The organism is Pseudomonas sp. PDM30, from assembly GCF_019218985.1.
GTDB lineage: Bacteria > Pseudomonadota > Gammaproteobacteria > Pseudomonadales > Pseudomonadaceae > Aquipseudomonas > Aquipseudomonas jessenii.
The window spans coordinates 199,989-219,535 of the sequence record NZ_JAHUWM010000009.1 but is presented as its reverse complement, the minus strand read 5'-3'; the positions used below and the strand labels follow the sequence as shown (position 1 = coordinate 219,535).

The window sequence follows — 19,547 nt, the reverse complement described above, 5'->3', positions numbered from 1 at the left end:
GCCACAAAGAGCAAACCACAGCGTCTTAGGCGGTGGCTTCCAGCATTTGCTTTTTCGGTTGCTGCCAGGATTCGCTGGCGGTCTGGTCCATGGCTTCCTGGATCGCGCGCTTGCGGGTGGCTTCGGCACGGCGGCTGAAGTACCAGACCATGAAGGTCACGATCGACACTGCCAACAGGATCAGGCTGGCCACGGCGTTGATCTCGGGCTTGACGCCCAGACGCACCGCCGAGAACACCTCCATCGGCAGGGTCGTGGAACCCGGGCCGGACACGAAGCTCGCCAGCACCAGGTCATCCAGCGACAGGGCGAACGACATCATGCCGCCGGCCGCCAGCGACGGCGCGATCATCGGAATGGTGATCAGGAAAAACACCTTGAACGGCTTCGCACCCAGGTCCATGGCCGCTTCTTCGATGGACAGGTCCAGTTCGCGAAGGCGGGCGGAGACTACCACTGCCACATAGGCGGCACAAAACGTGGTGTGGGCGATCCAGATCGTGACGATGCCACGCTCCATCGGCCAGCCGATCAACTGCGCCATGGCCACGAACAGCAGCAACAGCGACAGGCCGGTGATCACTTCAGGCATCACCAGCGGCGCGGTGACCAGGCCACCGAACAGCGTGCGGCCCTTGAAGCGTGTGACGCGGGTCAGGACGAACGCGGCCAGCGTCCCTAGTGCGACTGCCGCAATCGCGGTGTAGCAGGCGATTTCCAGCGAGCGCAGCACCGAACCCATCAACTGGCTGTTGTCGAGCAAACCGGCGTACCACTTGATCGACCAGCCACCCCACACCGTCACCAGCTTGGAGGCGTTGAACGAGTAGATCACCAGAATCAGCATCGGCAGGTAGATAAACGACAGGCCGAAAATCAGCATGAACTTTGAAAATCCGAAGCGTTTCATCCCCGTGCCTCCATCTCTTTGGCCTGGCTGCGGTTGAACAGCAGAATCGGCACAATCAGGATCAACAGCATTACCACCGCCAGGGCGGACGCCACTGGCCAGTCGCGGTTGTTGAAGAACTCTTGCCACAACACACGGCCGATCATCAGGGTTTCCGGGCCGCCCAGCAGTTCCGGAATCACGAACTCACCGACCACCGGAATGAACACCAGCATGCAACCGGCGATGATGCCGTTCTTGGCCAAAGGCACAGTGATTTTCCAGAAGCTGTTGAAGGTGCTCGAACCCAGGTCCGATGCGGCCTCCAGCAGGCTCTGGTCATGTTTGACCAGGTTGGCGTACAGCGGCAGCACCATGAACGGCAGGTATGCATAGACGACGCCTATGTAGACGGCGATGTTGGTGTTGAGGATCTCGATCGGGTGCGAGGTCAGCCCGGTCCACATCAGGAACCCGTTGAGCAGGCCGTTGTTGCTGAGGATGCCCATCCACGCATAAACGCGGATCAGGATCGCGGTCCAGGTCGGCATCATGATCAGCAGCATCAGCACGTTCTGCGCTTCCTTGCTGGCCTTGGTGATGGCGTAGGCCATCGGGAAACCGATCACCAGGCACATCACGGTGCTGAAAAACGCCACCTTCAACGAGCCCAGATAGGCGGACAGGTACAGCTCATCCTCGCCCAGCAGGGTGTAGTTGCCGATGTTGAGCAACAGCTGGAATTTCTGCTCGGCGAAGGTGTAGATCTCCGAGTAGGGCGGAATGGCCAGGGCCGCTTCAGAGAAGCTGATCTTCATCACCAGGAAGAACGGCAACATGAAGAACAGGAACAGCCAGATGAACGGAATCCCGATGACGAACTTGCGCCCGCTGGGGACCCACCTCAGGAATTGCTGATTGAAGGTTTTCATGCGCGCAGTACCACGCCGCTGTCGTCTTCCCACCACACGTAGACCTGATCGTCCCAGGTCGGACGCGCACCACGGCGTTCGGCGTTGGCCATGAACGACTGGACGATCTTGCCCCCAGGCAGCTCGACGTAGAACACCGAGTGCCCGCCCAGGTAGGCGATGTCATGCACTTTGCCAGCGGACCAGTTGTAGCGGTTATCCGGCTTGACGGTGCTGACCAGCAGTTTTTCCGGGCGGATCGCGTAGGTGATCGACTTGTCCTGTACCGAAGTGCTGACGCCGTGACCGACGTAGATCTTCTGCTCCAGGTCCGGGCTGTGGATGATCGCGTGACCTTCCAGGTCCTCGACCACGGTGCCGTCGAAGGCGTTCACGTTGCCGATGAATTCGCAGACCATGCGGCTGACCGGTGCTTCATAAATGTCCACCGGGCTGCCGATCTGGGCGATCCAGCCCAGGTGCATGATCGCGATACGCTGGGCCATGGTCATGGCCTCTTCCTGGTCGTGGGTCACCATCACGCAGGTCACGCCCACGCGCTCGATGATCTCCACCAGCTCCAATTGCATCTGCGAACGCAGCTTTTTATCCAGTGCGCCCATCGGTTCGTCGAGCAGCAGCAGCTTCGGACGCTTGGCCAGGGAACGGGCCAGGGCCACGCGCTGACGCTGGCCGCCGGACAGTTGGTGCGGCTTGCGCTTGGCGTATTGGGTCATGTGCACCAGGCGCAGCATCTCCTGCACCCGGGCGTCGATTTCGGCCGCTGGCAAACGGTCCTGCTTGAGGCCGAAGGCGATGTTCTGCGCTACCGTCATGTGCGGGAACAGCGCGTAGGACTGGAACATCATGTTGATCGGTCGTTCGTACGGCGGCATGTCGGTGATGTCGACACCGTCGAGCAGAATCCGGCCTTCGGTCGGGCGCTCGAAACCGGCGAGCATGCGCAGCAGGGTCGATTTGCCGGAACCGGAACCACCGAGCAGGGCGAAGATTTCACCCTGGTGGATTTCCAGGGACACATCGTCCACAGCGATGGTTTCGTCGAACTTCTTGGTGACGCGATCGATTTTCACCAACACCTTTTTCGGTGCCTGGTGACCCTCAAGAGCCTTCCTGTAGATGCTGGAGGCGTTTGCCATGTGAAACTCCCAACAGGTTTCAGTCGCCCGGCCAACACGGCCCGGCTTAATAGTGGATTGCAAACCCGTATCGGGGACTTCGGTCAGAACGCAGACCCTGTGGGAGCGAGCTTGCTCGCGATGAGGCCGGCACAATCGACATTGATGTCACCTGACACATCGCTATCGCGAGCAAGCTCGCTCCCACAGGGATTTGCGTTTGCTGATCGAACTCACCCATACCGCTCGGGTTTATTCGGCGCCGCCATCCTGGCTGCCTGGTCGTACTTGTTGTTATTGCAGTGTGTTGTTTTCGCGAGCGGGGCACGCACAAGCGCCTGCCCGCTCGCGTTGGGCAGTCAATCGTTGAATGTGGGTATCAGGTCGTCAGCTCGAGTGACGCAGTGCCGCCCGTTGCCGGCAGGCTTCGCCGAACGCCTGGAAAATACTCAAATAAGGAGGGTTGTTCAGCACTTGCCATTCCGGGTGCCATTGCACGCCGAGGGCAAAGGCTTTGCTGTGCTCGACGGAGACCGCCTCGATCAGGCCATCGGGCGCGACGGCTTCGGCGCGCAGGCCGGGCGCGAGGCGGTCGATGCCCTGGCCGTGAATCGAGTTCACCTGGAACACCGCAGGCAGCTCCAGCGCTTCGAACACACCGCCGGGCTGCACATTCACCTCATGGGCGGGGGCGTATTGCACGGCCAGGTCCGGATGGTCGGCCTCGCGATGGTCGAGCAAGCCAGGCAGCTCATGGACCTTCTGATGCAGGCTGCCACCTAACGCCACGTTCATTTCCTGGAAACCACGGCAGATGCCGAGCACCGGCACGCCCGCTGCAATAGCAGCGCGGATCAGGGGAAGGGTGGTGGCATCCCGCGCCGGATCATGATCCGTGCCGGGGGCGCTGTCGGGGCCTTGATAGTGGAAGGGTTCCACGTTCGACGGCGAGCCGGTCAGCAATAGACCGTCGAGCTGCGGCAGCAGGTCATCGATTTCGGTCAGGTCGCCTAAGGAAGGAATAACGACAGGCAGCCCCCGCGCCGCAACGCTGACAGCACGCAAGTACTTGTCACCGCTGATGTGGTAGGGGTGCAGGCCAATCTGTTTGACGCACGCAGTAACGCCGATCAATGGCTTGAGTGCCATTTTTATCACCTCGAAGTTTCACACTTGAACGAGCTTTTCCGGAGCTTAGCCTTGTTGATTTTAATTAACAACTCTCATGTAAAAAATTCTAAACGCCGCACGTCCGATCTTCAGGGTTTACGCGTGTTTGAGGGCGTATCTGGCACTCTCGTCCCCCTGAGAGGCCCGAAAATAAACGTTGAAAGGCCAGGTGTTCGCTATTGACTTCACTTTGCCTTTCGGATTGACTGGGCTCGTGAAAGGGCGGTGAACATAATAATTAACAGTAAAAAAATAGGTGCATCATGTCGGTCCCTCTGCGTGCCGTTCAACTCAACGAAGCAAACGCATTCCTTAAGAAACATCCTGAGGTTTTGTACGTCGACCTTCTGATTGCGGATATGAACGGTGTGGTGCGCGGCAAGCGCATCGAGCGCACCAGTCTTCATAAGGTTTACGAGAAAGGCATCAACCTGCCGGCCTCTCTGTTTGCTCTGGACATCAATGGTTCCACGGTGGAAAGCACCGGCCTGGGTCTGGACATCGGCGATGCCGACCGGATCTGCTACCCGATCCCCGGCACCCTCAGCATCGAGCCATGGCAGAAGCGCCCGACCGCGCAACTGTTGATGACCATGCACGAAATCGAAGGCGAGCCATTCTTCGCCGACCCGCGTGAAGTGCTGGCCAATATCGTGCGCAAGTTCGACGACATGGGCCTGACCATCTGCGCCGCGTTCGAACTGGAGTTCTACCTGATCGACCAGGACAACGTGAACGGTCGTCCGCAATCGCCACGTTCGCCGGTGTCCGGCAAGCGTCCGATGTCGACCCAGGTGTACCTGATCGACGACCTCGACGAATACGTCGATTGCCTGCAAGACATCCTCGAAGGCGCGAAAGAGCAGGGCATCCCGGCTGACGCCATCGTCAAGGAAAGCGCCCCGGCGCAATTCGAAGTCAACCTGCATCACGTGGCTGACCCGATCAAGGCCTGCGACTACGCGGTCCTGCTCAAGCGTCTGGTGAAGAACATCGCCTACGACCACGAGATGGACACCACCTTCATGGCCAAGCCGTATCCGGGCCAGGCAGGTAACGGTCTGCACGTGCACATTTCGATTCTCGACAAAGAAGGCAACAACATCTTTGCCAGCGAGGATCCCGAGCAGAACGCCGCGCTGCGACACGCGATCGGCGGTGTGCTCGAGACCCTGCCGGCGCAGATGGCGTTCCTTTGCCCGAACGTCAACTCGTACCGTCGTTTCGGCGCGCAGTTCTATGTACCGAACTCGCCGAGCTGGGGCATCGATAACCGCACCGTGGCCGTGCGTGTACCGACCGGCTCCAAGGACGCCGTGCGCATCGAGCATCGTGTAGCCGGTGCCGACGCCAACCCGTACCTGCTGATGGCATCGGTATTGGCCGGTGTTCACCACGGTCTGACCAACCAGATCGAACCGGGCGCCCCGGTGGAAGGCAACAGCTACGAGCAGAACGAGCAGAGCCTGCCGAACAACCTGCGCGACGCACTGCGCGAGCTGGACGATAGCGAAGTCATGGCGCGCTACATCGACCCGATGTACATCGACGTGTTCGTGGCGTGCAAGGAAAGCGAGCTGGCCGAGTTCGAGAACTCCATCTCGGACCTTGAGTACAACTGGTACCTGCACACCGTCTGACGGCGTTGGCGGCACACACAAATCCTGTGTGCACCGCCAAACCCTGTGGGAGCGAGCTTGCTCGCGATGAGGCCATCACATTCAACATGGATGGTGTCTGACCCACCGCTATCGCGAGCAAGCTCGCTCCCACAGGGATTGCGGTTCTTTTCAGATTCTTATTCCCCTGCGTCGAGTCACAACCATGACAAACACTCGCAGCGATTGGGAGCAGCGCTTCCAGTCCCTAACCATCGAAGGTCGCGCATTCATTGACGGCCAATACTGCGCGGCCGCCAGCGGCGTGACGTTCGAATGCATCAGCCCCGTGGACGGTCGTTTCCTGGCGAACGTCGCCAGCACCGACGAAGCCGACGCCAATACAGCGGTCGCCGTGGCGCGTCGTACGTTCGAATCCGGCGTGTGGGCCAACCTCGCCCCGGCCGAGCGCAAGCGCATCCTGATCCGTTTCGCCGACCTGATCCTGGCGAACCAGGAAGAACTGGCCCTGCTCGAAACCCTCGACATGGGCAAGCCGATCAGCGACTCCATGAGCATCGACATTCCGGCGACCGCCAACGCGATCCGCTGGACCGCCGAAGCCATCGACAAGATCTACGACGAAGTCGCCGCCACGCCCCAGGATCAACTGGGCCTGGTGACCCGCGAAGCGGCCGGCGTGGTCGCGGCCATCGTGCCGTGGAACTTCCCGTTGATCATGGCCAGCTGGAAATTCGCCCCGGCCCTGGCAATGGGCAACTCGTTCATCCTCAAGCCTTCGGAAAAGTCCCCGCTGACCGCGATCCGCATCGCGCAGCTGGCGCTGGATGCCGGCATCCCGAAAGGTGTGTTCAACGTCCTGCCGGGCTACGGCCACACCGTTGGCAAGGCGCTGGCGTTGCACATGGACGTCGACGTGCTGGCCTTCACCGGCTCCACGGCGATTGCCAAGCAGCTGATGGTTTACGCCGGGCAGAGCAACATGAAACGCGTCTGGGCCGAAGCCGGGGGCAAGAGCCCGAACGTGGTGTTCGCCGACGCGCCGGATCTGCGCGCGGCAGCACAGGCGGCGGCCAGTGGCATCGCCTTCAACCAGGGGGAAGTCTGCACTGCCGGTTCTCGCTTGCTGGTGGAACGTTCGATTCGCGAGCAATTCATTCCATTGTTGGTGGAAGCCCTGCAAGCCTGGAAACCGGGCCACGCCCTCGACCCTGCGACCACCGTCGGCGCGGTCGTCGACCAGCGTCAACTGGACAACGTACTGCGCTACATCGGCATCGGCAAAGAGCAGGGCGCCGAACTGATCGCCGGCGGCAGCCGCACCCTCGAAGACACCGGTGGCCAGTACGTGGAACCGACGATTTTCGACGGCGTGACCAACGCCATGACCATCGCCCGGGAAGAAATCTTCGGCCCGGTGCTGTCGGTCATCACCTTCGACACCTTCGATGAAGCCCTGGCGATTGCCAACGACAGCATCTTCGGCCTGGCCGCTGGTGTATGGACCAGCAACTTGAGCAAGGCCCACACCTTCGCCCGTGGCCTGCGTGCCGGCAGCGTCTGGGTCAACCAGTACGACAGCGGCGACATGACCGCGCCGTTCGGCGGGTTCAAGCAGTCGGGTAATGGTCGGGACAAATCGCTGCACGCGTTCGACAAGTACACCGAACTCAAGGCGACCTGGATCAAGCTCTGATAACAATAAAGCGACGGTCGCCGGCTCTGTCGGCGGCCATCGGAGAACTGTATGAAACAAGCACATGTAAACAGCTACTACGCCGCCACCCGCAACTTCACCGGTGATTTCCCGGTGCTGGAAGGGGCGGTGGACTGCGACGTCTGCGTGATCGGCGCCGGCTACACCGGCCTGTCCTCGGCCCTGTTTCTCGCCGAAGCGGGCTACAGCGTGACCGTGCTCGAAGCGGCCAAAGTCGGTTTCGGCGCCAGCGGTCGCAACGGTGGTCAACTGGTCAACTCCTATAGCCGCGACGTCGATGTCATCGAAGAGCGCTATGGCGACAAGACTGCCGAAGTCCTCGGCAGCATGATCTTCGAAGGCGCCGACATCATCCGTCAGCGCATACAGCACTACGGCATCCAGTGCGACTACCGCCCCGGCGGCATCTTCGCGGCGATGAACAAAAAGCAACTCAAGGGCCTGGCCGAACAGAAGAAGAGTTGGGAACGTTACGGCAACAAGAACCTGAAAATGCTCGACGCGGCCGACATCAAGCGCGAAGTGGGTTCCGACGCCTACGTCGGCGGCCTGCTGGACATGCAGGGCGGCCACATTCACCCGCTGAACCTGGCCCTGGGCGAGGCCTCGGCCATCATCGGCCTGGGCGGCAAGATCTACGAGCAGTCGGCGGCGGTGGAAATCACCTACGGCGAGCCCATCACCGTGCGCACCGCCAAAGGCGTGGTGAAGGCCAAGTACCTGCTGATCGCCGGTAACGCCTACCTGCCGCAAGGCCTGGACAACCGCGTGACCAGCAAGAGCATGCCGTGCGGTTCGCAGATCGTCGTCACCGAGCCGTTGTCTGAAAAGCAGGCCCGAAGCCTGATCACCAACAACTACTGCGTGGAAGACTGCAACTACCTGCTCGACTACTACCGCCTGACCGCCGACAACCGCCTGCTGTACGGCGGCGGCGTGGTCTACGGTGCACGCGAGCCGGACGACATCGAACAACTGATCCGCCCGAAGATCCTCAAGACCTTCCCGCAATTGAAGGACGTGAAGATCGACTACCGCTGGACCGGCAACTTCCTGCTGACCATGTCGCGCATGCCGCAATTCGGCCGTATAGAGAAAAACGCCTACTACATGCAGGGCTACAGCGGCCACGGCGTCACCTGTTCGCACCTGGCCGGCAAACTGATCTCGGAAATGATCCGTGGCGACGCCGAGCGCTTCGATGCATTTGCCTCGCTGCCGCACATGCCGATGATCGGCGGGCGTACCTTCTCGGCGCCGTTGACCGCCCTCGGCGCGGTGTACTACTCGCTGCGTGACCGTTTCGGCATCTAAGCTTTACCTCGCCGGCGGCATCTCCCCAAAGGGTGCCGCCGGCTTTTTAATACCAGAAACACCAAATCCCCTGTGGGAGCGAGCTTGCTCGCGATAGCGGTCTGATATTCGACATTGATGTTGACTGACCCGCCACCATCGCGAGCAAGCTCGCTCCCACAGGTCTTGTGTCTTGACCCAGAATTATCATCAACAGGTTCTTTTTTTCAGCCGTTTATCGAACCTGCTGAGCATTACGAACAAACGTGATTTAATAGCCGCCTTTCACGTTTCCGGGACCGGAAAACGGCGTGATCCGCGCCTGCTCTCCACCCCCATTACCCTTAAGCGGTACGCACATAAGGCTGTCATGGACACGGGCTCACGACTCAAATTAGTACGCGAAAGCTACAAACTGTCCCAGCGCGAGCTGGCCCGGCGTAGCGGCGTCACCAATGCAACCATCTCCCTGATCGAACAGAATCGGGTCAGTCCTTCCGTCAGCTCCCTGAAGAAATTGCTGGAGGGCATCCCCATGTCCCTGGCCGACTTCTTCACCTTCGATCAGCCGCCGCGCGAACACCAGTACGTCTTCCGCGCCAACGAACAGCCTGACCTCGGCCGCCATGGCCTGCGCTTGCTGCTGATCGGCGCGTCCGTGCCAAGCCGGCAGATGCGCCTTCTGCGCGAGCAATACGCACCGGGCGCAAGCTCCGGCGAAGAGCCGATCGTGCATTCCGAAGGCGAGGAGTGTGGGTTGGTGACCCGGGGTACCGTGGAGTTGACCGTGGATGGCCAGGTGAGTGTGCTCAACGCCGGGGATGGCTATTACTTCCCGACGACCTTGCCGCACCGGTTTCGCAATATCGGGGCGGATGAGGTGGAAATCATCAGCGCCAACACACCGGCGAACTTCTGATAACCGCTTTTTGGGCAGGGATCATCAGGATCCAGCCGTTAAAACCCGCCTCTGATGCGGGTTTTTTTATAATTTGAATCTGGTTTGGCCGGGCATCTTGAATGTGCAGTGTTGGTCATTTCCAATGCTCAAGACGAAATACTGCACCCTTTGCGGGTTATTTCGATCTGTTGGTAGTCGGCACGCGTTTCTTTCTGCAGGGTGGCCAACAGAGATAAAGTGGCTTGCGGATCATTGAGCGGTAATGTCTTGAGTACCTCGACATCAACATCCCACCACTTGCTGTCGATCAGCGCCTCAATCAACTCGGGTGTATGCCGATACTTGACAACTTTTGCCGGGGTGCCGGCAACAATGGCATACGGTGGCACGTCATGGGCAACCAGGGCGCGGGTTGCGATGACAGCGCCGGTGCCTATGGTCACGCCTTCCAGGATCATCGCACTATGGCCGATCCAGACGTCATGCCCAATCGTGATGTCCGCAACCTCCGGGTCGTAAACCAGCGCCGTGTCGGTATATTGAAAGGGATGTGAACTGAGCCAGTCCAACGGATGCGAGCTCTTTTGTTGGCCGATAAAACAGCTGCTGCCAATGGAGCAAAACCTGCCAATGGATGAGACCGCCGAAAGGACGCAGTCACTGCGGATATAGGTATGCGCACCAATTTCCAGCTTTTTCGACTCTATGACCACATGCCCAAGCGTCACGCCTTCTTCTAGGGTCACTGTCGATCTTTTGTGCACCGACAATAAACCGCCCGCCACTTTGCATTTGTGTTTGCGGATCCATCTTTTCCAGTAACTATTTCGCAAGTAACTAATTATTGTTTTCATGAACAGCTGTCTTGGATATCCGTTATAGGGCATGGCCCGGCCCCATGAGCCAACGGCCGAGTCTAAATGAATCGGCCGGGGTAGATGAACTTTTTAGACGTTACTCAAAAATGGTTTTTGCGCGTTTCAGTTTGCTGATGGCTGCTGTAGCCAACTGAACGGTGGCCATTGAAAACCCGCAGAAATGCGGGTTTTTTTTGCTTGAACAATGTCACTGCTTCTTCGGCCCCTCAAACCCCCGCTGCTCGATCACCCCAAACACATCCCGCACATCCTGAAGCAGAATCCGCGAAATGTTGGTGACGGTGTTGATGTCGTTTTCGGCGTAGTCGGGGAGGCTGGTGCAGGCCATGAGGTTGAGGTATTGCAGGACGGCGTTCAGGCGTTCGGCGGCGCAGTTGTGGAGCTCGCGCAGCGGGGCGTCGCTGTCGATGAGGAGGACGGGGTAGCTGGTGGCGATTTGTTTCATGGGGGTGAAGCGGGGATGCGGACTGTTAGTCGTCATAAGTAAAACTTCCTCGTATCTGTAAGAAGAACTACTCCCGCTCGCTGCGATTCGAATGGGGTGGTAGCTATGTGCGGGTTCGCAGACCGAGGATACGAGGAACCCGGCAGACCCGAAGATCTCCCACACACAGCCACCATAAAGCGACATGCGGGCGCAGATGCGACCGTCATCGGCTTGATGGACTGCAAGGTTACTACACGTATCTACAGGGCTGCGAAACCCTGTCGCCAATTCAAGTCAGCGACGGGCGCACATTAGGTGTCGATCTCCAGCACTGCAACCGGCCTGTAGGACGCCAAATGCCCCCTGTGGCGAGGGAGCTTGCTCCCGTTCGGCGGTTCTGCCACCGTAAAACCGGGCACTGCGATGGGTCTGAGGAAATGAGTTGCAAAGGATCAGGGCCGCTTCGCAGCCCAGCGGGAGCGAGCTCCCTCGCCACAAAGGGACAAGTCCTACAAATTTTCCAGACGTCAAGATTGAACGTTCGTCGGATGGCGGGTTGCTACCATCGCAATTGCCTGCCGATATCAACACGGCTGCTACGCTTGGTCGTTGCAGTGCCCGAGTTCCATTCCTGCTCACGCTGCAAGGGTAATCACGGAGTGCGACATCCATTCCTGTCGGCAACCTGCACGGAGGCAGGCGATGGTGATCAAAAGCATGGCCGATTCGACTGCGGCGGGGAGTCTCGAGCCGCTCGATCGGGAAGAAATCGAGCGGGTGCTGGCGCTGTTGCTGGTCAGCCCGCTGTTTGCCAAGTCCAGGCGCATGGGCAGTCTGTTGCGCTTTCTGGTTGAGCACGACCTTCAGGCTTGCAATACGCCGCTGACCGAACACGCCATCGGCATCGCGGTGTTTCGTCGTGACCCGGCAGTGTATTGCACGGGCGACGATCCGGTGGTTCGAGTGCAGGTGGGGCGCTTGCGGCGCAAGCTCGCAGCGCATTACGCCGGCAACGGCCAGCAGGACCCGGTGCGCTTCAGCATTCCACCCGGGTGTTATCGCTTGACCTACCAGCGGCTGCGGCCCAAGGGCGTCGGCACTCGCCATCCTGTGGTCCAGATCCAGCCGTTTACCTGCCTTACCCGCGATGGCGATGACTTTACCCGGGGTTTGTGCGAGGAGTTGAGCTGCCGACTGTTCGAGTCGTTCGAGCAGGCGCAGACCGGGACCAATCATGTGTTGATGCGGGTGGCACGTAACAGCGAGCCGGTACCGGACTTCAAGCGCGGCGGGCGTTACAGCTATTGCCTGGAGGGCAGCGTGCGGGTCGAGCCTTCGCGGGTGCGAGCGTCATTGCGCCTAGTGGATGTGGCGCAGGGGCGGATTCGCTGGTCGGCGCAGTTCGATCGTGATCGACCCCATGGCATCGCCACCCAGGAGGACCTCGCGCAGTCGATCTGTCGCTCGCTGACGGGCTACTTCGCCACGGCGGGCAAAGAGGAGTGAAAGGGCAACCGCAAGGTTGCCCCGGCATGATGGTTACACGGTTTTCCACTGACCGCCTTCGTAAAGGCGACCTGCGGTGTTATCGAACGTCAAGTCGATTTCGATCGCCTTGGAGCGTGAGGTACTGAACATGGTGCTGGTCTGTACGTTCTGTTCGAACCACACGAGGATGGTTTCCACCGGCGTCAGTACGGTTTCACCGGTGACCACCTGATCCACCGCAACGTAAATGGGGGTGCTGACCTGATTGCCATCAATGCCGGTAGATAACTGGTTGATACCCGGATGGATGGGGTCGTAGTCATTTACAAAGGTTATGGAAATGTTCGGTCCCCCGGTAACCGCCGAACTCAGCAGACCGTGCTCATCGAGTGTCGATGTTTGCCCCAGGCCGATATTGACGATGTTGGTCGAGACTTTGACCTGCACATTTGCCTTGAACAGGTTGGACGCAAACAGCTGATATTGAGGCGTCCAACTGAACTCGTTGTTGCTCAGGTAAGCATCATAGGACTGCCAGACCACGTTGTAGTCGGCGTCACCCACCTTCTTGGCAAAGCACAGCTTGTAGCCGGACTTCTTGAGCAGCGCCAGGTCGCCGGCGGCGATTTCGATGGTGACGGTTTTTTGCGAAGCCGCCAGGGCCGACCTCAGTACCCGGCCGTAATCCGCCGCTTTCAGTTGCGTTGCACCCATGATCGACTTGACGGCTTCTTGCACATCATTGTGAAGCTGCTGGCTCTTTTGGCTGACAGCGATTGATTTGCTCATGGTTTCCCTCTTCCTTGGTGGTGTGTTGGGCAAACAATGGGCTGCTGGCGCTTGGCGCTGCAGTCCATTGACGGCTTCACTCTAGGGGCGAGGGGCAGGGCGGCTAAGTGTCTTGGTGTTACAAGCGGGTATCGGGGGTGTATCAGGGGCCGGGTCAGCGGGGCAGCCGATCGGCCGCCCCGCCTTGACCTCAGGCGGCCCGGGCATCGGCCCAGACGAAGTTCCAGCTGGTGCGTTTGCCCTTGGCGATCTCGATCAGCTTGTTCTCGTACACCGTATGATTGACCACGCCGGTGTAGGTCAGGGTGCGGGCGGCATTGGTCCCGGTGACCTCGCCCGGCTTGCCGCCCGACTCGACCATGGCTTTTTTCATGTCGGCATCCGACGGGGCGCTGCTCTGGTTTTTTTCCACTTTGACGAAACTCATGATTCACCTCTTCCGTGATGGGGGGATCGGTGCCAACGCGGGCCGACAAGTCGACGACCCAGTTCCACACCGACGGCCATACTCTATTGGCCAGTTCGGCGGCGCAGAAGTGACAACTGCGGCGCTGAGGTAACAATCGGGAAACAGCGCCACGCATTGAAGTATCTGCGACGTATCAAGCGTGGATTCACATCGAAGAAGGTTGCGGCGAATGCCCGGACGTGAAACCTGGTTTCGAGCGGATGAGCGCAGACGGTTCATGGCTCTGTGACTCGATGGAACCAACTACGTCAATAGCGTCTAAATTTCAGGGAACATTTCCCACCACGAAGGAGCGACTCATGTTCAGGTCTCGATCTTTGATTGCAGCAATCACCTGTTTGACCCTGATCAGCGGCTCGGCGACGGCGCTGGCTGATCCCGGTAACGGCCAGGGTAACGGGAAGGCCAACCATGGCAACCAGGGCAGTCATGGCAACAAGAACAAGAATTCCGGCGGCGGGGACTGGAGCAATGGCCCGAGCATCAACCGCAGCAGCGTGCTCCAGATCATTGGCGTGAACACGGGCTACTGGAGCCCCGGGCCTGATTTGCCACCGGGCATTCAAAAGAACCTTGCCCGTGGCAAGCCGCTTCCACCCGGCATCGCCAAAAAACTGGATGGCCGGCTGGTCGGCAGGCTGCCCCACTACGATGGCTACGAATGGCAGCAAGTCGGTACGGACCTGATCCTGGTTGCGCTGGCCACCGGGCTTGTCTATGAAATTCTCGACGGTGCGTTTGATTAACGTGTGGAAGGTCTTCCCGTTGACTGAAGGTGCTCCAGCCGTCTGTCGTGGCACTTGAACTGTTCCAGGGATATCGCGTCATACGTCACGCGATATCAACCTCCTACGGAAGCAATCATGCTTTTTAAAAACAAGAGTCTCGTTGCTGTAATGTCATGCGCCATGATGCTTGCAGCCGCTCCGTTACTCCCTGATGGCCTGTCGATCATGGGTTCCGCATACGCGAAGGATGGCGGTGGCGGTGGAAACGGTGGTGGCGGCGGTGGCGGAAATGGCGGTGGTAATGGCGGTGGTAATGGCGGCGGAAACGGCGCAGGCCACGGCGGCGGTATGGGGGGCGGACACGCCGGTACAGGCCACTCCGGCAGTAACGGCCGCGGCAACGGGCTGAACAGCGACCATGCCGGCAAATCCGTGCGCGACCATGGCCTGAGCGGGAACCACTACGGTAGTGAGCGCAACGATGATAACGGTCATGGCACCACGACCTCAGGCATCGCCCATTCCAAAGATACTCGCGGCATCTCCAAGGCCAGGGCTATTTCGGCCTCGACGCCGGGTGAGCACAACACCAAGGGCTTGAGTAAAGCCGGGCAGTCGACCTCGAAAAAAACCCATTGAGTTCGCGGCGACAGATCAGTTTCTGAAAAGCAAAAAACCCGCTGGAAGGCGGGTTTTTTTATACCTGGAAATTGACCGCCGGCCACCACACACCTCGTTCCCCGCCAGGCACATCACTCACAACCAGCCCCCCAGCGGGCATTACACGGACAGAAAACGAGCCGCGGGGACACATCGCGCAGTGATTTGCGTTCGTGGGCGATTTGTCATGTTCAACGCCATTTCATTGTAGATATTAGTCAGCCCAACGCGATTTCAATGAGGCTGCACTGTGTTCCAACGACTTGTGTGTTCGCTGTCTGTTTTGAGCCTGTCCATCGCTGCCGCCCAGGCGGCCGAGACAGTCCCCCTCAACACTCCTCGCCTGAAGAGCATCGATAACATGCGCGATGTCGCCGGTCTCACCACCGCGTATTCCACGGCCAATGACGGCACGATGCGTGGCGGGGTGTTTTACCGCTCCAACGCGCTGACGCCGTCGGCGGCGGATCTGGCAACCCTCAACGGTATGGGCATCAAGGCGGTCTACGACCTGCGCACGCCAACCGAAATCGCCGCCACGCCCGACACGATGCCCACGGGTGCGACGTACACCAACATCGACATCATCGGTGGCTCCACGTCGGGTGCGAACATCACCAACGTTGCGTTCCACAGCGCCGCCGAAGCCACCGCCATGATGCAGGACACCAACCGTGATTTCGTCCGCAACCCTGGGATGCGCAGCGAGTTCAACCAGCTGTTCAATGAGCTGGCCACGGTCGACGGCGCCGCGCTGTTCCATTGCACCGCCGGCAAGGACCGTACGGGCTGGACCGCTGCTGTGCTGCAAAGCATCGCCGGGGTCGACGATGCCACCATCATGAGCAACTACCTGGCGACCAACGACTACACCGCTGCGCGTATCCAGGCGACTCTGGCGGCGTTGCCTCCGAGCCTGGCGACCATCTATGGGCCGCTGATCGGTGTGGAGGCCAGTTATCTGCAAGCCGGCCTGGACGAGGTGACCGCGCAGTACGGCACGATGGATAACTACCTCAAGCAAGGCCTCGGCCTGTCCCAGGAAACCATCTACGTGCTGCGCGGCAAGATGGTGTTCTACAACAGCCTGCCTGGCGCAGCGGACCTGGCCGGCAACGCCGCGGCCGGCGCGCAGATGTTGCAGCAACTGCAGAACAGCAATCTGTCGGGCACCTACAGCGCCTACAACTACTACCTGCAGTCGGCCATCGATGCCCGCAGCCTCGGGGGCGTGGAGTCCACCGTCGGCGGTCAGGTGCACGCCGATGCCGCGAGCTACCTGCTGCGTCAGGGCGCGATGATCGAACAGGCCGCCGCGCCGTTCACCAGCGGCATCGACCTCAAGGCCGGGCAATATCGCCTGTGGAGCACCGCCCTGGCGGGGTACCTGGGCACGGATGGTTCGTCCCAGGCCTCCAGCAGCAACGAGCATAGCCAGGGCATGATGATTGGCCTGACCCAGCGCTTTTCCGAACAGCTCAGCGCCCATGCCGGCTTCGGCTACAGCAGCGGCAATGTCGGCGGTGCAGGTGGCGAGGCCGATACCGACCTGACCTTCTTCAGTGTCGGCGCACGCTTTGCACCGAACGGTCTGGAACGTGGCCTGTTTGTGGATGCCAATGCCAGCGCGGGCTATCTCGATTACGAGAGCAAGCGAGAACTCGGCGGCGGTCTGGGCACGGCCAGGGGCGACAGCCATGGCAACCTCACCGGCGCGACCCTGGCGCTCGGTTACCGTGTGCCGGTCAACGGCGTGACCCTCGAACCGAGCCTCGGCGTGCGGGTCAGCCACGTCAACCTGTCGGGCTTCCAGGAAAAGGGCAGCGAACTGGCCCTGGACGTCGACGGCATCCACGAGACCCGCAGGAGCGCGGTGGCCAACCTCAACGCATCCTTTGCACCTGTCAGCCTCGGTGCCTGGCAAGTGGTGCCGGGTGTGCAAGTGGGCTACGAGCATGTGTTGGGCGACCATGAAGTCGACAGCGAAGGGCAACTGCTAGGCCTGGACATCGAACAGCAAGCCGCCTTCGACAACCGTGACCAGTTCACCGGTGGCGTCAACGTCATGGCCAACCTTGGTCCGTGGAGCGTAGGGGCGCAAGTCGGCGCCAGTGGTGGCGGCGACAGCCACGGCTTCAATGGCGGCCTGAAGGCCAGTTATCTGTTCTGACGATCAGATCAAACAATCTGTGGGAGCGAGCTTGCTCGCGAAGAGGCCGTGTCAGTCGACATCGATGTTGAATGTCACTCCGCCTTCGCGAGCAAGCTCGCTCCCACAGTGGTTTTTTGTCGTACGCGGGATTTGTGTTCGACACCGATCAAAGTGTGGGAGCGAGCTTGCTCGCGAAGAGGCCGTGTCAGTCGACATGGATGTTGAATGTCACTCCGCCTTCGCGAGCAAGCTCGCTCCCACAGTGGTTTTTTGTGGTACGCGGGATTTGTGTTCGACACCGATCAATGGTGGGAGCGAGCTTGCTCGCGAAGAGGCCGTGTCAGTCGACATGGATGTTGAATGTCACTACGCCATCGCGAGCAGGCTCGCTCCCACAGTGGTTTTTTGTCGTACGCGGGATTTGTGTTCGACACCGATCAATGGTGGGAGCGAGCTTGCTCGCGAAGAGGCCGTGTCAGTCGACATGGATGTTGAATGTCACTCCGCCATCGCGAGCAGGCTCGCTCCCACACATCCTCAATTGGTCGCCATGGGTCGCGTTCGCCGGCCTTTTCTCACGTCTGCGGGACTGATGCCGTAGGCACTCTGGAAATACTGGCAAAACCGGCCGACATTGCTGAAGCCGTGTTGCAAGGCCACGTCCGTGACCGAAGGCGATACACCCTGGGACAGCGCGGCAAAGGCGCGCTCCAGGCGTACCTGGCGCTGATAGGCAACGATTGAAGTGCCCATGAAACGCTGAAAACCCTCCTGCAATGCGCGCAGGCTGACGTTGGTCAATTGCGCCAGTTCGGTACCGCTGGCCAGTCGGTCGGGATGCGCCTGAATGTACTCGACGGCCAGCTTCACATGTCGCGGCGCTATCAGTGGGGAGGGGCGCTGAAGGGCCTCGGTGAAGTTGTGCGGCCAGGTTTCGAGCACCGCGTCGACCAGCATTTCGCGAAGGCGTGAGGGCATCAGCGAGCCCGTATTGATCAGCAGGTCGAACTCGGTTCCGGTGGCCAGGTCCACCAGCGCCTTGATGCCCTGCAAGGCGGTGACGCTCAGATCCACCACGGGCTCAAAACAGATTTTTTGCAGGATCGGCTTGCCGAGCAACATCGACAGTCGTTCGGTGATCAGCGCCCGACTGATCGAAATCCCGTGCTGCGCATGATTGTCGACAAAGCGCGCCGAGCGGACCTCGGCCTTGTCGATGGCCAGGCCGATCTGGGCGAAGCCAACCGACTCGGTGACGTGGTTGAAGATGATCTTGCCGGCGGTGGGAATGACGAACGTGATTTCATCAAGGGGGGCGGGAAATGCCACCGTGAAGTCACCGTGAAAGTGCATGCGACGAAAGCTGACACCTTCGTGTCTGCCGTAGACCCCGCCGATGCTGATGCTTTTTGGCGGCGGCGCAGAGTCGGAGTAAAGGTTGCCGAACAGGTTCAAGAACAACGCGCCAAAGTCGTCACAGCTCATGTCGTTGGACCTGATGATGATTTGCTTGCGCGTCGTGCTTGAGTACACCTGTAGTGTCACCTTGAGCGGTTGGGCAAAGCCCGGTACGGGGAACTGCCGATCGGAGTTCGAACGGATGCGGTTCGGGAAAGCGCTAGGACGTTATCAGTGACTAATGACAGGTTTGTTACCGGTTGTTGCCACCGTCGTCGCCGGCTCCGTTCACCCGACGCCACCGCTCGCACCGGACAACGGGTGGCACGAGCGGTACCGGGGCGTGGGCGGCCTGCAATGGCCGCGGCTATTTCACCGGTTCTGTTGCCTTGATATCCCCGCAAAAAATATCGACGTTGCCATCGGTCGAAGCCGTTCGCACGACCACCGAATACTTGCCGTCAAGCAGGGTTTGCAACGGCACAGGCGCGGTTCTGGTAAAAGACCAGCCGCGTACGGGTTGGCGTTCGGTGTTGACGGTGTCGTTCATCGCGTAGGCGACTGACCCGGGTTGCTGGCAGGTGCCGTTATTGATGAAAGAGTAAAGACGCAGGGGCAGCGTAACCCCCATTGGAGCACCGCTGATGAAGAAACTGAGCCCCGTTTTCTTGTCCCAGTCGGTCAAGGTGACGGTGCCGATCTGACCGGCGTTTTGCCGGGTGGCGACCAGGTTAACGTTCACGCCGTGGGTCGAAGAAGTGGTGCAGCCGAAAAGGCTTGCCGCAACCACGAGTGCTGCCAGTGAGGTTTTGAGCTTCATTGCCAAACTCCTGAGTTGAAGAACTGCAATGGGGAGAATTAGCGGGTATAGCTCATTTATCGCTTTCATGACGTCGTCCATACGAGGCTTCCCCTTTCA

At 59.8% G+C, this 19,547-nt stretch carries 18 protein-coding genes; 8 read left to right on the top strand and 10 right to left on the bottom strand.

The genetic code is table 11. The features are described from left to right. Positions 1-25: 25 nt before the first annotated feature. The 4 genes from KW840_RS21445 to KW840_RS21430 all read right to left on the bottom strand — a co-directional run bounded on the left by KW840_RS21445 (position 26) and on the right by KW840_RS21430 (position 4,088). Complete coding sequence (locus KW840_RS21445; RefSeq protein ID WP_218497675.1) at positions 26-910, bottom strand: ABC transporter permease subunit; 885 nt, start codon at positions 908-910, stop codon at positions 26-28. Continuing rightward, the gene (locus KW840_RS21440; RefSeq protein ID WP_150814396.1) at positions 907-1,821 is read right to left on the bottom strand and encodes an ABC transporter permease subunit; all 915 of its coding nucleotides are present in this window, start codon (positions 1,819-1,821) and stop codon (positions 907-909) included. Before KW840_RS21440 ends, KW840_RS21445 begins: the two co-directional genes overlap by 4 nt. After that, positions 1,818-2,960 (bottom strand): polyamine ABC transporter ATP-binding protein, encoded by a 1,143-nt coding sequence (gene potA / locus KW840_RS21435; protein WP_102672777.1) that lies wholly within the window; start codon positions 2,958-2,960, stop codon positions 1,818-1,820. Before potA ends, KW840_RS21440 begins: the two co-directional genes overlap by 4 nt. 366 nt (positions 2,961-3,326) lie before the next feature. After that, positions 3,327-4,088 (bottom strand): gamma-glutamyl-gamma-aminobutyrate hydrolase family protein, encoded by a 762-nt coding sequence (locus tag KW840_RS21430; RefSeq protein WP_218497673.1) that lies wholly within the window; start codon positions 4,086-4,088, stop codon positions 3,327-3,329. A 284-nt stretch (positions 4,089-4,372) separates the two neighbouring features. On the opposite strand from KW840_RS21430, the gene KW840_RS21425 reads away from it, so the two are divergent. The 4 genes from KW840_RS21425 (at position 4,373) to KW840_RS21410 (ending at position 9,657) form a co-directional block, all read left to right on the top strand. After that, positions 4,373-5,749: a glutamine synthetase family protein gene (locus KW840_RS21425; RefSeq protein ID WP_090456168.1), complete on the top strand. Its 1,377-nt coding sequence runs from the start codon at positions 4,373-4,375 to the stop codon at positions 5,747-5,749. Positions 5,750-5,933: 184 nt separating this feature from the next. Continuing rightward, on the top strand, positions 5,934-7,424 hold the full coding sequence (locus KW840_RS21420) for an aldehyde dehydrogenase (protein ID WP_218497670.1): 1,491 nt from the start codon (positions 5,934-5,936) through the stop codon (positions 7,422-7,424). 51 nt (positions 7,425-7,475) lie between these two features. Beyond that, positions 7,476-8,759, top strand: coding sequence for an FAD-binding oxidoreductase (locus KW840_RS21415; RefSeq protein ID WP_218497668.1), 1,284 nt, complete (start codon positions 7,476-7,478; stop codon positions 8,757-8,759). A 349-nt stretch (positions 8,760-9,108) separates the two neighbouring features. Further along, positions 9,109-9,657, top strand: a complete 549-nt coding sequence (locus KW840_RS21410; RefSeq protein WP_218497666.1) for a cupin domain-containing protein — start codon at positions 9,109-9,111, stop codon at positions 9,655-9,657. A 128-nt stretch (positions 9,658-9,785) separates the two neighbouring features. Here KW840_RS21410 and KW840_RS21405 read toward each other — a convergent pair whose 3' ends face one another. Both KW840_RS21405 and KW840_RS21400 read right to left on the bottom strand, forming a co-directional pair. Then, the gene (locus KW840_RS21405) at positions 9,786-10,493 is read right to left on the bottom strand and encodes a CatB-related O-acetyltransferase (RefSeq protein ID WP_218497784.1); all 708 of its coding nucleotides are present in this window, start codon (positions 10,491-10,493) and stop codon (positions 9,786-9,788) included. Positions 10,494-10,704: 211 nt separating this feature from the next. Then, positions 10,705-10,998, bottom strand: coding sequence for a fructose-bisphosphate aldolase (locus KW840_RS21400; protein WP_150814401.1), 294 nt, complete (start codon positions 10,996-10,998; stop codon positions 10,705-10,707). Between the two features lie 648 nt (positions 10,999-11,646). Between KW840_RS21400 and KW840_RS21390 the strand changes: the two genes are divergently transcribed. Beyond that, positions 11,647-12,450: a hypothetical protein gene (locus tag KW840_RS21390; protein WP_218497660.1), complete on the top strand. Its 804-nt coding sequence runs from the start codon at positions 11,647-11,649 to the stop codon at positions 12,448-12,450. A 33-nt stretch (positions 12,451-12,483) separates the two neighbouring features. Here KW840_RS21390 and KW840_RS21385 read toward each other — a convergent pair whose 3' ends face one another. Together KW840_RS21385 and KW840_RS21380 are read right to left on the bottom strand one after the other, a co-directional pair. After that, positions 12,484-13,221 carry a hypothetical protein gene (locus KW840_RS21385; RefSeq protein ID WP_218497658.1) on the bottom strand — a complete coding sequence of 246 codons (738 nt, stop codon included), beginning with the start codon at positions 13,219-13,221 and terminating at the stop codon, positions 12,484-12,486. Between the two features lie 190 nt (positions 13,222-13,411). Then, complete coding sequence (locus KW840_RS21380; RefSeq protein ID WP_090456158.1) at positions 13,412-13,648, bottom strand: hypothetical protein; 237 nt, start codon at positions 13,646-13,648, stop codon at positions 13,412-13,414. A gap of 341 nt (positions 13,649-13,989) precedes the next feature. Here KW840_RS21380 and KW840_RS21375 point away from each other — a divergent pair, with 341 nt between their 5' ends. The 3 genes from KW840_RS21375 to KW840_RS21365 all read left to right on the top strand — a co-directional run bounded on the left by KW840_RS21375 (position 13,990) and on the right by KW840_RS21365 (position 17,248). Then, entirely contained in the window at positions 13,990-14,436 is a 447-nt protein-coding gene (locus KW840_RS21375; RefSeq protein ID WP_218497656.1) for an anti-virulence regulator CigR family protein, read from the top strand. A gap of 117 nt (positions 14,437-14,553) precedes the next feature. Beyond that, complete coding sequence (locus KW840_RS21370; RefSeq protein ID WP_191622236.1) at positions 14,554-15,057, top strand: hypothetical protein; 504 nt, start codon at positions 14,554-14,556, stop codon at positions 15,055-15,057. 271 nt (positions 15,058-15,328) lie between these two features. After that, on the top strand, positions 15,329-17,248 hold the full coding sequence (locus KW840_RS21365) for a tyrosine-protein phosphatase (protein WP_218497654.1): 1,920 nt from the start codon (positions 15,329-15,331) through the stop codon (positions 17,246-17,248). Positions 17,249-17,767: 519 nt separating this feature from the next. On the opposite strand, the gene KW840_RS21360 is transcribed toward KW840_RS21365, so the two are convergent. Together KW840_RS21360 and KW840_RS21355 are read right to left on the bottom strand one after the other, a co-directional pair. Further along, positions 17,768-18,715 carry an AraC family transcriptional regulator gene (locus KW840_RS21360; RefSeq protein ID WP_256353532.1) on the bottom strand — a complete coding sequence of 316 codons (948 nt, stop codon included), beginning with the start codon at positions 18,713-18,715 and terminating at the stop codon, positions 17,768-17,770. A 280-nt stretch (positions 18,716-18,995) separates the two neighbouring features. Continuing rightward, positions 18,996-19,448 carry a hypothetical protein gene (locus tag KW840_RS21355; RefSeq protein ID WP_090456151.1) on the bottom strand — a complete coding sequence of 151 codons (453 nt, stop codon included), beginning with the start codon at positions 19,446-19,448 and terminating at the stop codon, positions 18,996-18,998. Positions 19,449-19,547: the final 99 nt, after the last annotated feature.

What these genes read in the sequence shown, in the direction of transcription:
- KW840_RS21445 (WP_218497675.1), bottom strand. Translation starts at nt 910, where the DNA reads ATGAAACGCTTCGGATTTTCAAAGTTCATGCTGATTTTCGGCCTGTCG.
- KW840_RS21440 (WP_150814396.1), bottom strand. Translation starts at nt 1,821, where the DNA reads ATGAAAACCTTCAATCAGCAATTCCTGAGGTGGGTCCCCAGCGGGCGC.
- potA (WP_102672777.1), bottom strand. Translation starts at nt 2,960, where the DNA reads ATGGCAAACGCCTCCAGCATCTACAGGAAGGCTCTTGAGGGTCACCAG.
- KW840_RS21430 (WP_218497673.1), bottom strand. Translation starts at nt 4,088, where the DNA reads ATGGCACTCAAGCCATTGATCGGCGTTACTGCGTGCGTCAAACAGATT.
- KW840_RS21425 (WP_090456168.1), top strand. Translation starts at nt 4,373, where the DNA reads ATGTCGGTCCCTCTGCGTGCCGTTCAACTCAACGAAGCAAACGCATTC.
- KW840_RS21420 (WP_218497670.1), top strand. Translation starts at nt 5,934, where the DNA reads ATGACAAACACTCGCAGCGATTGGGAGCAGCGCTTCCAGTCCCTAACC.
- KW840_RS21415 (WP_218497668.1), top strand. Translation starts at nt 7,476, where the DNA reads ATGAAACAAGCACATGTAAACAGCTACTACGCCGCCACCCGCAACTTC.
- KW840_RS21410 (WP_218497666.1), top strand. Translation starts at nt 9,109, where the DNA reads ATGGACACGGGCTCACGACTCAAATTAGTACGCGAAAGCTACAAACTG.
- KW840_RS21405 (WP_218497784.1), bottom strand. Translation starts at nt 10,493, where the DNA reads ATGAAAACAATAATTAGTTACTTGCGAAATAGTTACTGGAAAAGATGG.
- KW840_RS21400 (WP_150814401.1), bottom strand. Translation starts at nt 10,998, where the DNA reads ATGACGACTAACAGTCCGCATCCCCGCTTCACCCCCATGAAACAAATC.
- KW840_RS21390 (WP_218497660.1), top strand. Translation starts at nt 11,647, where the DNA reads ATGGTGATCAAAAGCATGGCCGATTCGACTGCGGCGGGGAGTCTCGAG.
- KW840_RS21385 (WP_218497658.1), bottom strand. Translation starts at nt 13,221, where the DNA reads ATGAGCAAATCAATCGCTGTCAGCCAAAAGAGCCAGCAGCTTCACAAT.
- KW840_RS21380 (WP_090456158.1), bottom strand. Translation starts at nt 13,648, where the DNA reads ATGAGTTTCGTCAAAGTGGAAAAAAACCAGAGCAGCGCCCCGTCGGAT.
- KW840_RS21375 (WP_218497656.1), top strand. Translation starts at nt 13,990, where the DNA reads ATGTTCAGGTCTCGATCTTTGATTGCAGCAATCACCTGTTTGACCCTG.
- KW840_RS21370 (WP_191622236.1), top strand. Translation starts at nt 14,554, where the DNA reads ATGCTTTTTAAAAACAAGAGTCTCGTTGCTGTAATGTCATGCGCCATG.
- KW840_RS21360 (WP_256353532.1), bottom strand. Translation starts at nt 18,715, where the DNA reads ATGAGCTGTGACGACTTTGGCGCGTTGTTCTTGAACCTGTTCGGCAAC.
- KW840_RS21355 (WP_090456151.1), bottom strand. Translation starts at nt 19,448, where the DNA reads ATGAAGCTCAAAACCTCACTGGCAGCACTCGTGGTTGCGGCAAGCCTT.